Raw genomic sequence first — 14,186 nt, forward strand, 5'->3', positions numbered from 1 at the left:
GAAGATCGCCGATGTTGACCACACTCAACTACCGCATCACCACCTGGTGGCTCGCCGCGATCGAGCTGTTCGCGCGCCGACGCGAGGAGTTCCGCCGTGCTGGTGAACGAGGCGACGAAAACATCACCAAGGCGCTCTACGCCGCGCTCGCGGTCGGCGTCGCCACCCTGATCGCGGGCGCGATCACCGCGTTCGTCAACGGGAAGCTCCCGCTGATCGGTGGGCAGTGAGCCATGGCGATCAGCAAGGAATTCAGGGGCGAGCGGGGCGACGACAACGTCGCCGCGATCATCCTCATCAGCGCACTCATCGTGGTGGCACTGGCCGTTTTCCAAGTGGTCGCGGTGTTCCTCGGTCGAGCCGTCGCGCTCGAGGCCGCACGAGACGGCGTTGCAGCCGCGCGGATTCCGCCGGTCGACCTCCCGGCTGCCGCAGCTCGCGCCGAGAACTACACCGGCCGCGCCACCGGGACCTGGCTGGACGCGGTCGGCGCCCGAGCTTCCAGCGACGGCCGAATCGTCTGGGTCACCGTGACCGCCCACGCCGCGTCGTTCATCCCGTTCGTGACCGTCACGATCAGCCAGACCGCGTCCGGCCCGGTCGAACGGATCCAGCCGTGACCGCCCGGTGGACGCACCTGCGCGCCGACGATCGCGGTGACCTGACCATCGAGGCCGCGGTCGGCGTGCTCGCGCTGATCCTGCTGCTGGGCCTGGGCATCGTCGGCATGCGCTTGCAGATCGCCCAAGCCGCCGTCACCGAAGCAGCGCGCGCTGCAGCTCGAACGGTGTCGCTAGCCCATGATGGACGGTCGGCAACAACTCAGGCTCAGGACACCGCACGGACTGTGCTTGCCCAACAGTCTCTGACCTGCGCAGAGCTGAACGTCAGTGCCATCAGCGACGGTCACGGCGCCGCGGGGGAGGGGGGCGACGTCGTTGTCCGGGTGACCTGCACAGTGCCGTACGGAGACGTGATTCCCGGACTGTCCGGAGCCAGGACCATTCGTTCGGAGTTTCGTTCGCCGCTTGACCGATACGGAGTCCGGACATGAGTGTCGCGCGGATGGTGCTCAGCGACCGAGGCTCAATCTCAGTGCTCGTCCTCGGGGTGAGCGCCGCGTTGATCATCGGGATCGGCGTTGCGGTCGACGGCGCACGCAAGGCGCAGGCCTACTCCGACGCCACCGCGGTGGCCGAAGAAGCCGCCCGTGCCGGCGGGCAGTCCCTCGATGTCGCTGACCTCGCCACGGGCGCAGATGCGGTCGTCGTGCCAGCCCAAGCCGTCCTCGCCGCGCGCGCCTACCTGGATCGCGCCAATGTTGCCGGCCACGTCGCCGTCGACGGTGACCGCATCATCGTGGACACCACGATCACACGCCCCACCGTCTTCCTCAGCGCCATCGGAATATCCACGACGACCGTCCACGGTCACGGCGCGGCAACCCTCGTCTCAGCCGGCTGACCAGAAAGGAGCGGCCATGCGCACCGCACCGGCACCACTGCGAGCCCTCGGAGGAGCACTCACCCTGGTCACGATCCTGTGCGGGCCACCCGCTGCCTTCTGGAGCTTCCGCGCCGCCCTCCTCGACAGCTGGCCCGCCTCCTTCGCAGACGTCCGAAGGCTTCTGACGGACTACGACACCGGACGGGTGTTCCTGACGCTCTTGGTCCTGATCGGACTGATCTCCTGGTTGCAACTCGTCGCCGCTGTCGTGGTCGAAGCAGTCGGCCTGCTGCGCGGAGCCGCGCTGCCTCGGATCTCCGGGCTGAGCTGGGCACGAAAGATTGCAGCGGGTGTGCTCCTGCTGATGCTCACCGGAACCGCCGCTGCGACCGCAGCCGAACAACCACCCGCTCCGGCCGTCGCCATCGTGGCCACGACCACCTCCGAAACCGCGCCCGCGTCAACAACTGGCTACGAGGTCAAACCCGGAGACAGCCTGATCCGCATCGCCGCGCACGAACTCGGCGACGGCCGCCGCTACCACGAAATCTTCGCCCTCAACCAGGGAAAGCCCCAACCCGACGGCGAGACGCTGCGCGACGTCGGGCTGGTCAAGCAGGGCTGGCGACTCACCCTGCCGCCGCGGCAATCCGAGGAGATCGTCGTGCACGCCGGCGACACGTTGTCATCGATCGCCCGTGACCACCTCGGCGACGCCCAGCGCTATCACGACCTCTTCGCCGCGAACACCAACCAGCGACAGCCCTCCGGCCACCAGCTCACCGATCCTGATGACATTCACCCTGGTGATGTCCTCCGGCTACCGGCGAACAACCCCTCACCAGGGCAGACGCAAGACGTACCGGCGCCAAGCGCGTCGCCGCCATCAGCCCCGTCGACAAGGCCGTCGCCGCATGCGAGCCTGGTGCCCAGGTCCACGACGCTCGCACCCATGCCCCAGCCTCGCCCAGCACTCAACTCCGCACCTGCCGAGGACAATTCCGGCGACGGCGCCATGGTCGCCGTCGGAGTCGCGGGGATGATTACCGCAGGGATCCTCGCAACGGCCGGAGCCCGACGCCTCGTCGCGCAACGCGGCCTCCGAAACAAGAGCGACGAGTCGATGGAGACGACCGTGCCTTCGCGGGAACTCCCGGACCCTCCGTCGGTTGACTCGCTGCATCGAGCACTTCGGGCCCTCGCCGCGAGCGCCGTGGAAGTCGGCCGAAAGGTCCCGCTCCTGCGCGCGGTCTGGGTCGGAGAGTCGGGAATCAGGCTCGAGCCCGAAGAGCCCGCGGACCCGATACCGCCTTTCAACGCCGAGACCTCCACGCCGCGCGAATGGATCCTCGACTCGGCGGTGACGTGCGACGAGACTGCTTCCGAGACAGCGGGCCCTTATCCGTTACTGGTCTCGCTGGGCGAGACCGACGACGGCGAACTCGCGCTGATCAGTCTCGACCGAGTCGGCGTCCTCCTGGTTCACGGCGAGCCCCGCCGGATCCGCGACACCGTGGTCGAACTGGCGAATGACCTCGCTGGCTCGCCGTGGTCTCGCAATGTGATCGTCAGTCTCATCGCGGCCGGCGAGCACTTCGACGATGCCAACTGCTACGACACATTGGACGACTTGCTCGACCGCCTCGAACGAACCGCCGAGCAGCAGTGCGACGACCTGCACGTCGTCTTCTCATCCCAACCGTTGACCGCCGACCACATCGCCCGCCTTGGCGGGCCGGCCGCGACCAGCGTCGCCGCGATCGTCGCCCCAGCAGAGCCTGACGTCACGATCCCAGGAGCATGGGCACTGGACTTGGACCTCGACCCCACGCCTGCCGAGGCTCTCGGTGTCGAACTCCATCTGCCACGGTTCGCGGCCTGCGCCGACGATCAGCCACTTGCCCCGTGCGTTGACGCACCGGTCCCGGACGCACCTCGCCCAGCGGTCGCCGCACCCGAGCCCGTCACCCCGGAACTCCAGCTGCTCGGCCCAGTACGCCTCCGCGGCGTCGACATGGACAAGGTCGAGGGTAAGAAGATCAACCGCCTGACCGAACTTGCCGCGTTCCTCGCCCTCAACCCGGGCGCGCACGCCGACGAGATCTCCCGCCAGCTCGGCACTGACGCTCAGCCCTGGTCCGCCGCCACCCGCCAGGGCTACATCTCGCGCCTGCGGACCTGGCTCGGCCACGACCCCGCCGGCAACCTGTACCTCCCCAACGTGGACGCGAAACAGGGCGGCTACCGCCTCTCCGAGACCCTGACCACCGACTGGTCCCGCTTCCGAGACCTCACCCGAGCCGGTCTCGACACCGAGACCGGCAGACTCGCCCACCTCCAGCAAGCTCTCGATCTCGTCGGCGGCCTGCCCCTCGGCAACGTCCCCGACAGCCGCTACGCCTGGGCCTCCTGGCACCAACGCGAAATGACCGACGCGATCGTCGACGTCGCGCATACACTGGCGGTGGGCTTTCAGGACAAGGGCGACTTGGTCTCCGCCCGTCGAGCCGTCGTTCGTGGACTCCTCGCTGAACCGACCAGCGAGATTCTGCTCCGAGACACACTGCGAATCGAACGCCGCGCGGGAAACGCCTCCGCCGTTCAAGCGACCGTCGACAGACTCAACACGATCGCGGTGAATCTCGAGTCCGAACTCGACGATGAGACGACGCTGCTGATCAACGGCATGGCGCGGGGGAGCGGAGCCAGCTGAGATTTCCCGCTGCTGCATCGATTCGTACTCACAGCGGCATGCCTGGTACGCGACCACCGGGGCCGACTGCTGACACTATCCGAGGGGGCGCCCAGTGAACTTCTCGCCACCAAATTCCTGCGCGGCGGCGGCAAGGTACGACTCGACGGAGGTGAACAGGGTGATCTCCGCACTGAGTTTCCAGCCGCGACCAGACCGCCGCGTCTCTGAACCGCTCCCCGTCGAACGGTTGTGGACGGTGCTCTCGGAGACGTCCTTGATCTACGCCTTCGGCAAGGTCGACGCTTCGGGTCGGATCTCGGCCAGGTCCCTGCTCGCGCAGCTCGGGTGGCGAGATGACGACCACGTCGTGGCCCGCACGGCAACGCCGTTCTTGGTGTTGCAACGCGTCATAGCCTACGAGAGCGGAAGCCGGTCCAGGTTGCACGTTGTTCTTCCGGCCGCGATCCGCGCGCAGCTAAGAATGACGGCTGGCGAATGCGCCCTTCTTGTGGGGTCGCCGCAGCACGATGTGGTTGTCGTTGTCCCTCGGACCGTCCTCGACCGGATGGTCGTAGAGTATCTCGACCGAGCCGGCCGATGACCGAGCCGAGTGCAGCGTCTTACCCGTCTCAAGGCGAAGAGGTCGCTGCGGCGAAGTTGCTCCTCACCAAGTTGGGCATTTCGGTCGCTGACTTGCTGAAAGAGTCGGCAGCCGCGGACGCTCCGACGTTCGCGGAGTACATCCCAGCGGTCGCGCGGGCGGTAAGTCCAGGGACGCGACGCGCGTACCAGCCGTACTGGCGGTTCTTGGCGGACTGCTGGCCGACGCGTCGGATCACCGACCCGACGCCGACCGAGTTCGAGGAACTCGCTGAGCAGGTCAAGGCCAACGCCATCATTCGTCGAAATTCTCGCGGTGGCCGCAGCGCGGTGGAGCACTTCGTTGCCGCGGCCCGGTGCCTGTATCGCCACGCCGAGAACGACCGCTTGATCCATCGAGCCGAGAATCGCGCCATCGAAGTGCGTAAGCCTCGCCGCCTCGCGTCTCAGCGCCGCGCCCTTCGCGTGACCGAACTGAGCCTCATCAACCGAACGGCCGCGACGACCGGCAACGACCCAGAACTCGACACGCTCCTGCTGCGCCTGCACACAGAAACCGCGTGCCGGCGTGGCGGCGCTCTCGCCCTTCGGCCTAAGGATGTCGACCCGGACCTGTGCCTTGTCCACTTGCGAGAGAAGGGTGGCACCAGTCGCTGGCAGCCGGTCTCACCAACCCTGGCTTGCGCGCTGATCGCCCACGACGAGACGCGTCCGGCCGAGAACGCCGAGGCCACGCTCCTTCGCTACCGCAACGGACGCCCGATCACCCACCGACGCTACGACCACCTCTGGCTCCGGATCGGCCACGAACTTCCCTGGGTGGCCAGGCAGGGGATCAGCACCCACTGGCTTCGGCACACCACTCTCACGTGGGTGGAACGCAACTTTGGCTACGCGACCGCCCAAGCCTTCGCCGGCCACACGACCCCATCCGCCGCCTCACACTCGTCGACCACGGCCACCTACGTAAAGGCTTCGATCCACGACGTCGCCACCGCGCTCGCCGCGTTGACGGGCGAGCCGCATCCGCTCGCTGAAGACATAGGCAGCACCGCGACGACGTCGGGCGATGGTATGGTCTGGCTATGAATATTTCCCCAGTACGGGGAAAGTTCACCACTGTGGGGGTTCAAGTCCCTGGACACAGTATTACCCCACGGATCGCGAAACGCGATCTTGCAGCGTGGGCGTTCGTTTAGCTCGAATCGATCTCTTCCAGTCGCCATCCGGCGCTGTCGTAGATGATGAATAGTCTCGAGTCTCGTAGCGCTGTGGCGACGCGTGTGCTTCGTGTTCGGTCAGGCTCGAGCTTGGCGGCGCTGACCTGTTCTTCAAGTCGGATGTCGATCTGATCGATGAGATGGTCTTCGCGGATGTAGAGCGTCTTCGGGCGCTCCTGGCCCGCACGTTGGGTGCTGGTGTGGCCGTGGCGGCAGCGGTAGGTCGGACGGCCGTGGTTCCAGTGCGAGTCCAGCCGCCGGTCGCAGACCCCGCAGTGGATCAAACCGGCCAGAGCGAACCGGCGAGCCCGGCCGTCGCTGGCCGTTCGCGCGGCCCGGATCTGCTGAGCGGCGATGAAGTCTTGCTCCGTGACAAGTGCCGGATGCGCAGCCTTCGCGGACAGTGCCGGTGTTGACGCTGAGGCTTCGGAGCCCGTGGCCCGGCGGTTCCAGGTCTGCCGCCCGGTGTAGCGCGGGTTCGCCAGGATCACGGCGACCGTGCGTAGGGTCCAGGCGCCGCGGGTTCGGTGGCGGTTGCGGTCCGGGTCCGCGCTGGACGGGCACGGGATACCGCGCTCGTTGAGGTGTCGGGCGATGCTGGCGACGCTGTGCCCGGCGAGACGCTGGCGGAACATCCAGGCGACGTGGGGTGCGGTTCGTGGATCGGGTGCGAGGCGCTGGAGGCGTCGGCCCCAGCGGGCGTCGGCAGGGTTGGGGTGGGGGCCGGCGTCGACGAGCTGGTATCCGTAGGGTGGTCGGCCGCCGAGGTAGCGGCCTTGTTGGGTGGCCTGGTTGTGCATCGCGGCCAGGACCCGGTGGCGGGCGCGGAGCACTTCGCGCTGCGACTGGGTGGCGAGAAGTGACAGCAGCGCTCGGTGGTCGCGGTTGGCGAGATCGACTGGACCTTCTGTCTCGGGTAGCCACAGCTGGATGCCGTGCCGGGTGCACCAGGTGTAGAGGGTGGTGAACTGGGTGCCGGTGAAGGCTCGCTCGTACTCGCCGACCACGATCGCATCGATCACGGATCCTGGACCCGAGACTGCGGCCATGAGCTGGGCAGCTTGCGGTCGCTGTCGCCACGGGATGCGGCGTGAGGTGCCGGCGTCGAAGTAGGCGGCGACGACCTGGCCGTGGCCCGCGACCAACTCATCGGCCATGTCGCGTTGCCAGCCCTGCGACGACACACGATCTTGATGTCGGACGGTCGAGGTGCGGCCGTAGAAGGCGAACCGCAAGCCACTGCCATGGTCGGGGCGGGTAGAGGTGGTGGTTGCCGGCTTCTTGCCGTTCATCCACTGCGCCAGCAGGTCGGCCGTGCCGGCAAGTGGTGCGGCCACCTGAGGCGAAGGCGGGTGCGGTGGGATCACGCTGGACGGATGTCGCGGCCGTCGGGTTATGACGGCGCGCTCCGAGCGGTTCATCCGATCAGCGCAGTCAACGCGTCATCTAGGCGCCTCAAGCGTCGTCTCCGCCTGGGATCGGGCCGAATCGCTCTGCGAGCGGCGCAGCGAGGCACGTCTTCGTCTCACCCGCCGTCCACTGGCCGACGCGCTTAACCCGCATGGCGGCGGAGGTCGAAGGGGGCGTGAGAGGGTTTTTACGTCAATAAACGACGGCAGCTGCAAGACTGGGTCGATTACTTGACGAACTGCATCTTGGGGCAGCCTTGGAATGTGACGCTGCCGTCGCCTCGTCCGACAGTGACGATCAAGGTGGTCGCATGGGTCACGAACTTATTGTCGATGATGTCGCCTGCCGCGCTGGTGCGTTCCCAGTAGCAGTCGCTGGCTGCCCGGGCTGCTTTCCACTTGCCAGGTGCGATCTTTCCGGGGCCTCGCCCGACTTCGTAGGTGCCGTTCGACTTCGTCGCGAGGCCCGTGAGGGCCGCGTCGATGTCCTTGGCGAACGTGGGGCAGAGGATGGGAATCCCGACCTGGTAGACGCGTGCGCCGTTGGCGTCACTGGTCGCGTTTCCGTCGAGCCATTCACTCGGATCCACGCCGCCATCCGTCGCCTTGCTCAGGGAGGGAAAGGTATCGCAGGCAGCCTTTACGAACAGGTGCGCGTACGGATATTCACTGACGGTCAACCCTGCGGCCTTGACCTTTGCGTCGACTTCCCGCTCTTGGGGCGTCGCCTCGTCACTTTGCGCAGTAGGCTCGGTGCTGGGGGATGGCGTGTAAGCGGGGGCGTAGGTAGCCGAGTTCGTCGGTAGCGCTGTCGTGACGCTCTTGGTCAACTTCTGCGGTGCAGTGCTTGCCGCACACGAAGTGAGTACGACAGCAGCAACCGCGATCGTTACCGTCACTGCTGCCTTCTTCATTGGTTCGTCCTTCGTCGAGTTGATCGGTCGCGGGTACTGATCGCGCGACGGTGACGCACTGTTACAAGCGGACCAGTCAAGCGGCTGGACTGTTGTCAGCCCCATGCATGGATCTTTTTGACGGCCTGCTTTAGACGGGCGCGGCGGATAGCCGACGGAGTTCCCGGCGCTCCGCGTTTTCGCAGCCCAGGAGGTGAGGGTAGGTCGTCGTCTCGCAGGCTTGTCGCCAGCCAGCCAGCCAGCCGGTACTCACGTCGCAACTCAGCTCTGGGTGACGTCGTTCCACGTCTCCACGCTCTGCTCCGAACGAGTGAACTTGAAGTTTCAATGTATTACCGTAGGTAACGGTGGTGAGTCAGTCGCTTACCGGGGCCACCAGCGGGAATGATCGTGAATGGTGTCGCTTGAGTCCGTTCCGTGACCTGAAGCGGCTTTCGGGTCCTGTTACGTACGCGGCCCGGGAGGCGACGGATGGCGCAGAGCGTGACGCGTTCGGTTGCGTCGCCGCTGGACTAAAAGAGGCAGCCCCGTGTCTTACGCCCCCATGCCGCCGTCGGCGCCGATGCCGGTTCCGAACCAGTACAAGAACGGCCTCGGCACGGCCGGGTTCGTGCTTGGCCTGGTCGGGCTGATCTTCGCGTTCATCCCGATCATCGGTGTCATCGCGTGGCCGCTGACGATCCTCGGGCTGATCTTCGGCATCGTCGGGACGCTGCGCGCCAACGGGGCCAGGCGAGCAACAAGGGGCTGGCCATCACCGCCGTGGTGCTGTCGGCGATCGGGCTGGTGATCTGCGTGCTCTGGACGGCGGCCTTCGGCAAGGCCGTCAACGACGCGGCGAACGGCCTGCCGACGGCGGCCGCGCCGGCTGCCGTCGCGGATGCCGAGCCCGCCGCGGCAGCCCCGACCGCGGCCGCGTCGGCCAAGCACACCGTCGTCCTCGAGGTCACGACGGCGGCGAAGTCCAATCTGCAGTGGAGCAGCGGGTTCAGCGCGAACTCCCAGGAGGTCCTGGAGAAGGGCAAGACCTGGAGCCAGACCCTGACGATGGACGATCTCGTGTTCACTTCGGTCAGCGCCACCCCGGTCGAGTTCAAGATGGGCAGCAAGGACAACACCTGCAAGATCACTGTCGACGGCAAGGTCGTCGTCGAACAGCACAACAGCATCGGCGCCATCTGCACCTACCAGCCCTGAACTCAAGTTGCACGCCGCGGTGTGGCCGACCAGTGCTCGGCACAGGACTTCGCCGAGTAGATGACCGTCATGCATCGCGGTGGGGTGCTGACTCGACTCTTCCGCTGGTCGTATACAGCTTCGTGCCGGGCAATCGGTCACCAGCATGGACTAAAGGATGGACATGGCCGGAGACCTCGAATTCGCCGAACCCGTACGCCGTTGGCTGCGTGTCCGCAGCGGAGAGGACCAGGACGACCCGCCGTTCGAGCTGGACGACGACGGGTTCCTGCCGGATCCCACCGCCGATGAGCCGCTCCGGATGGGGGCGGGCATGGTGCGCCCCGAGGACGCCGTGGTCGGACGAGGCGCCCTGGTCCTGCTCGGGGAACCTGGAGCCGGCAAGACGACCACCTTCGCCCGGTTGACCGACGCCGACCGCAGTGCCGGGGAGCCCGAACCGGGGTCTCCTGGCACGGTATGGATCACCGGTTCTGAACTCGGTGATAGCAGCTCTTTCAACGAGGTCTTGGGCGAACACCTCGCGGCGCTGCCGCTGGCCGGAGCCGCGGAACCGCTGACTGCGACGCTGACCATTGTCCTCGATCAACTCGATGAAGCGGCGAACTTATTCCGGTTGCCGGCGCGATTGAAACGCGCACTCAATGACAAGGACACCCGTGCACTGCGGTTCCTCATTGCTTGCCGGACCGCGGACTATCCCGAAGGCCTGACTCGAGTGCTGGAGCAAGCACTCGGCGCGTGCGTCGTCGTTGATCTGGCGCCGCTCACTCGCGACGACGTCGCCACGCTTGCCGCCGGCACTGATGTGGACGCTACGGCGTTTGTCGCCGCCGTCGTCCGGGCTGGCGTCGGGACGCTTGCCAACACGCCCTTGACTCTGAAGGTCTTGCTCGCGGCGTTCCGGCAGGAGGCGGATGCTCTGAGCAGGACACCTCGAGAGCTGTTCGAAGCGGGGGTCACGCAGCTGGTCGACGAGCACGACCGCGGACGGGCCATCAAACCGTTCGCTACCACCACAGTCGAAGAGCGGCTGGTGATCGCAGGACGAATCGCCACCCGCATGCTGCTGTGTGGTCAGCGCACAATCTGGTGTGGCGAAGCTGCTCAAGCTGGGCCGGAGGACATCACCGAAGGGATGCTGGCGCGAGGACGCGAGATAGCGGCTGGCTCCTTCGAGGTGTCACCGCTGGCGGTGGGGGAAACCCTCAGAACGGCGCTGTTCTCTCGCAGCGGCACGAATCGCGTCGCGTTCGCTCACTCGTCGTTCGCCGCGTTCCTGGCCGCCCGGTACCTGACCGCCCGGTCCAGCGCCGACCCCGATGCACAGCGGGGGATAACTGGCATATTCCTTGTCGCAGCACCCGATGAGGAAACGGCCAGCATCCCGATACACCTGCGGGAGACTGCGGCGTGGATGCTTGCTCACATACCCGGGGAGCATCTCTGGCTGGCTACGGCCGATCCCGAAGGCCTGATCGCCCACGGCGCGTACATCACCGATTTTGCGACACGTGCTGCGATGGTGGACGGGCTTCTGCGCCGCGCGGGCGAGGTTGAGCTCAGTGAGCGGTCATGGCACCGGACCTGGTGGAGACTGACGCACCCAGGATTAGCAGGGCAGCTGACCGCAGTGCTGACCAGCGTACTGACCACGGGGTCCGAGGAATGGCAGGACTTCGCTGCGGCAAGTCTGGCGATCCGCTTCGCTCTCGATGGCGAGGTTGCGGAGGTCACCGAACTACTCCTGAAGGTGGCCGAGGCACCGAAACTCGCGCCAGCACTGCGAAATCGCGCGATCAAGGCGTCAATGGCGATCAATCCGACGATGGCGGCTCCTCGGCTGCGGAGCCTGCTGGCCTCGCTCGCTCCTGGAACTAACGCCGACGATGACAGCGAAGAGCTTGTCGGGACGATCCTCTCTGAACTGTGGCCCGAACATCTTGACCTTGCTGACGTGCTGCCGCATCTTCGCCCTGTGCGCGCGGATTCGGTGATCGGCATGTATCGATGGCATCTGTGGCGTCTCCCCGGAGACGTCGCCGAACCCGATCTTTCGGCCTTGCTGACCCACGCTACCCATCTAGTTGACCAACTTCTGGCACCGCCTGCTGGTTCCGACGCGTCAGAGCCGACCAACTTCAGTCCAGATCTCTCGCGCAGTCCGACGTTGGACGATGTGCTCGCGCCGATCTTCGATCGCATCACGGTGTCACCGAGCGTCGAGGAATACCTGCCGGTACTCGGGCGGCAGGTGTCTCGGTTGCTTCTGGGGTTGGCCAGGGTGCCGGTACCGCTAGGAGTCGATCTTGTTGATGAGAGCGGTAAAGTCACGACATCCAGCATCGACGTCAGGCGTTCATTCGCTGAGGCGGTGATCCTGGCGCTCGCTGCCGAGGTCGCCGAATTCGATCGATACCACGCACACCTGGTCCTGTGGGAATGGAAGTCCACCCGCCATGGACCGGCTGCTCCGCAAGGGCTTCGACGCGGCGATCGGACGTATTTGCTCGACGACAGTGACTTCGCCTGGTTGCTCGGGCGAGTTGACGAGCTTCGCGGCAGCGGCGAGCACAAGCAGGCAGACGCCATTGGGCTGGTCGCAGCCAGCGTCGCTGACCTCTACAACCCGTCAACGTTCGAGCTTGCCTACGCCCGGCGCGGCACACCGGAAGGCGAACACTTCGCCTGGGCGTTCGACGGCGTCGCTCTCGACAGCGCACTCGCAGAAGCGATGCGTCGGAACACTCCGAAGGAGAAACCGTGGGAGCACGCGGACGCGTTCGCCAGCCGGCAGCGCGACCGACTGCAGTCGGCCGTAGCCGGTGACGCCAATGCCTTCTGGCGGCTCACGCGTGATCTGCGAGCCGATGTCGCGACCGGACAATTCGATGCCTTCGACTCCGATGATCCACGAATCCTGCCCGGCGCTTCCTTGTGGGCACCCGACGACTTCGTCGCGGCGTTCAGCGTCGCCGCACGTCAGTTCCTGGATGCCGAGAACGACCACCGAGACGAGTGGCTAGGTACACAGACCCGGGACTACCGCGCCGAGGCTGGCTACGCCGCACTCGTCGTTCTCCACGACAACGGCAGCCTCGACGACATATCGGATAGATGGGCAGCGTGGGTCGGTGCAGTACTGGACAAAGCCCATCGCGCCGCAACGGCCAGAGACTCTTCGCTCCTACGCGATCTGATCTCCCGAGCCGGGACCCACGCAGCAACGGAGCTTGTCGCCGCGATCTGTACGCTGGTGGGCGGTTCCCTTGCGCGCGGGGAAGCACCCTGGGCGCTGGCTGAGATCATGTCATCGGTGCCGGCCGCCGTGCATTCCGCCCTCGTCAAACTCGCCGACAACTTACGCGCGGCGCTGGACAGCTCCGATGGCTCCGACGGGCCGTTCACAGTTCCCGACACAGTCGAAGGCAGGCGTACTGCGGCCAACGCGTGGGCCACCTTGCTGCACGAGCCCCTTCTCGCCGGCAACGCCGCCGCTCTGAATCAGGTAGAAGAGGCACTTGGTCACGAAATGACCGAGGACGATGCGCTGTGGGCGGCCGCGGCAGGGCGCCTTCTCCTGCTCGCCGACCCGGAACGTTTCTGGCCCCGGATACGTCAGACCTTGACCATCTCGCCGGCGTTCTCCAAAGACCTCGCATTCGCGAGTGCTCAGACCTACCGCCTCAATGACTTCACGGAGTCACTGCCCGACCGCGAACTCGTGGAAGCGTGGCGGTGGTTGGCCGACGTGTGCCCACCGGAGACCGACGTCTTCCGAGAGGGCTGGGTCCCTCCGGAAAGGTCCGTCCACGACTGGCGCAATGCGATGCTGAACGTACTATCGAGGCGTGGCACTCAGGAATCGGTCCTGGGCATACGAAGCCTCGTCGAGAGCTTCCCGAACGACCTCAGGCTCCAAGCCGCGCTCGTGTCAGCCCGGCGCCAGGCACAAGCACGAGCAACCGTCCTACTGAAGCCACAACAAGTGGTCGAGCTGCTGGCTGACCCGGGACGGCGGGTGATCCGGACCCCGCTGCAATTGGCCAAGCTGCTCACCGAAGTGCTGACCGAGATCGAACGCGACCTGCCGACCCACTCGAACCTCTTGTGGGACTGCGAACGGGAGCCGAAGCCTACTGGGTCTCCGAAGTGGGCGCGCCGTCCGCTGGTGTGGCGCCCCAAGCTCGAGGGAGCACTCGCTGCCTATCTTGCTCACGAGTTGACGATCCGGCTCGTCCGCCGGGCCGTGGTGATCAACCGCGAGGTCGTCGTCAAGCCCACCGACGCCGGCGACTCGGGGGAACGACCGGACCTCCTCGTGCAAGCGATTGCGGTTGAAGGCGAGCTCGACACTGCGGAGATCGTGAGCGTCCCAGTGGAGATCAAGGGCTCGTGGCACGCTGCGGTGTCCGCGGCACAACGCGATCAGCTCGCGAACCGATATTTGCCGGCCGAGAAGACTGATGCGGGCGTGTACGTCGTCGGCTGGTACCCCATCGACCTGTGGAGCGCGCAGGACCGCAATCCGAAGGCCAACGCAAGGAAGCTCATCGGCCCTGAGCCTCTTTTGGAGAGTCTGCGCAGTCAGGCAGGTGAGATCTTTAAGGAGCACGGACGACGAACCTTGCCGTACGTTCTGACGATCACAAGGGCGGCACCAAGCTAATGCTCTGTCTGTGAACGCTGACCGGCGTGTCACCAA

The 14,186-nt window shown here is 66.0% G+C and carries 12 protein-coding genes; 10 read left to right on the top strand and 2 right to left on the bottom strand.

Annotated elements, in window-relative coordinates; translation table 11 throughout:
* The first annotated feature begins 11 nt into the window (after positions 1-11).
* The 7 genes from AB0878_RS46365 to AB0878_RS46395 all read left to right on the top strand — a co-directional run bounded on the left by AB0878_RS46365 (position 12) and on the right by AB0878_RS46395 (position 5,830).
* Positions 12-230: a hypothetical protein gene (locus tag AB0878_RS46365; RefSeq protein ID WP_366589295.1), complete on the top strand. Its 219-nt coding sequence runs from the start codon at positions 12-14 to the stop codon at positions 228-230.
* 3 nt (positions 231-233) lie between these two features.
* Positions 234-620 (top strand): hypothetical protein, encoded by a 387-nt coding sequence (locus AB0878_RS46370; protein ID WP_366589298.1) that lies wholly within the window; start codon positions 234-236, stop codon positions 618-620.
* Entirely contained in the window at positions 617-1,054 is a 438-nt protein-coding gene (locus AB0878_RS46375; RefSeq protein WP_366589300.1) for a hypothetical protein, read from the top strand. Before AB0878_RS46370 ends, AB0878_RS46375 begins: the two co-directional genes overlap by 4 nt.
* 11 nt (positions 1,055-1,065) lie before the next feature.
* The gene (locus tag AB0878_RS46380) at positions 1,066-1,464 is read left to right on the top strand and encodes a hypothetical protein (protein WP_366589302.1); all 399 of its coding nucleotides are present in this window, start codon (positions 1,066-1,068) and stop codon (positions 1,462-1,464) included.
* A gap of 16 nt (positions 1,465-1,480) precedes the next feature.
* Entirely contained in the window at positions 1,481-4,159 is a 2,679-nt protein-coding gene (locus AB0878_RS46385) for a LysM peptidoglycan-binding domain-containing protein (RefSeq protein WP_366589304.1), read from the top strand.
* 160 nt (positions 4,160-4,319) lie between these two features.
* On the top strand, positions 4,320-4,742 hold the full coding sequence (locus AB0878_RS46390) for a hypothetical protein (RefSeq protein WP_366589307.1): 423 nt from the start codon (positions 4,320-4,322) through the stop codon (positions 4,740-4,742).
* Positions 4,739-5,830 (top strand): site-specific integrase, encoded by a 1,092-nt coding sequence (locus AB0878_RS46395; protein WP_366589309.1) that lies wholly within the window; start codon positions 4,739-4,741, stop codon positions 5,828-5,830. The genes AB0878_RS46390 and AB0878_RS46395 overlap by 4 nt, the downstream gene beginning before the upstream one ends.
* A 106-nt stretch (positions 5,831-5,936) precedes the next feature.
* On the opposite strand, the gene AB0878_RS46400 is transcribed toward AB0878_RS46395, so the two are convergent.
* Positions 5,937-7,382: a recombinase family protein gene (locus AB0878_RS46400; protein WP_366589312.1), complete on the bottom strand. Its 1,446-nt coding sequence runs from the start codon at positions 7,380-7,382 to the stop codon at positions 5,937-5,939.
* A gap of 215 nt (positions 7,383-7,597) precedes the next feature.
* Entirely contained in the window at positions 7,598-8,284 is a 687-nt protein-coding gene (locus tag AB0878_RS46405) for a hypothetical protein (protein WP_366589314.1), read from the bottom strand.
* 529 nt (positions 8,285-8,813) lie between these two features.
* Here AB0878_RS46405 and AB0878_RS46410 point away from each other — a divergent pair.
* The 3 genes from AB0878_RS46410 to AB0878_RS46420 all read left to right on the top strand — a co-directional run bounded on the left by AB0878_RS46410 (position 8,814) and on the right by AB0878_RS46420 (position 14,150).
* On the top strand, positions 8,814-9,074 hold the full coding sequence (locus AB0878_RS46410) for a hypothetical protein (RefSeq protein WP_366589316.1): 261 nt from the start codon (positions 8,814-8,816) through the stop codon (positions 9,072-9,074).
* Complete coding sequence (locus tag AB0878_RS46415; RefSeq protein WP_366589318.1) at positions 9,050-9,481, top strand: hypothetical protein; 432 nt, start codon at positions 9,050-9,052, stop codon at positions 9,479-9,481. The genes AB0878_RS46410 and AB0878_RS46415 overlap by 25 nt, the downstream gene beginning before the upstream one ends.
* A 163-nt stretch (positions 9,482-9,644) precedes the next feature.
* The gene (locus tag AB0878_RS46420; protein WP_366589320.1) at positions 9,645-14,150 is read left to right on the top strand and encodes a hypothetical protein; all 4,506 of its coding nucleotides are present in this window, start codon (positions 9,645-9,647) and stop codon (positions 14,148-14,150) included.
* The last annotated feature ends 36 nt before the right edge of the window (positions 14,151-14,186 follow it).

This window comes from Amycolatopsis sp. NPDC047767 (genome assembly GCF_040704195.1).
Taxonomy (GTDB): Bacteria; Actinomycetota; Actinomycetes; order Mycobacteriales; family Pseudonocardiaceae; genus Amycolatopsis.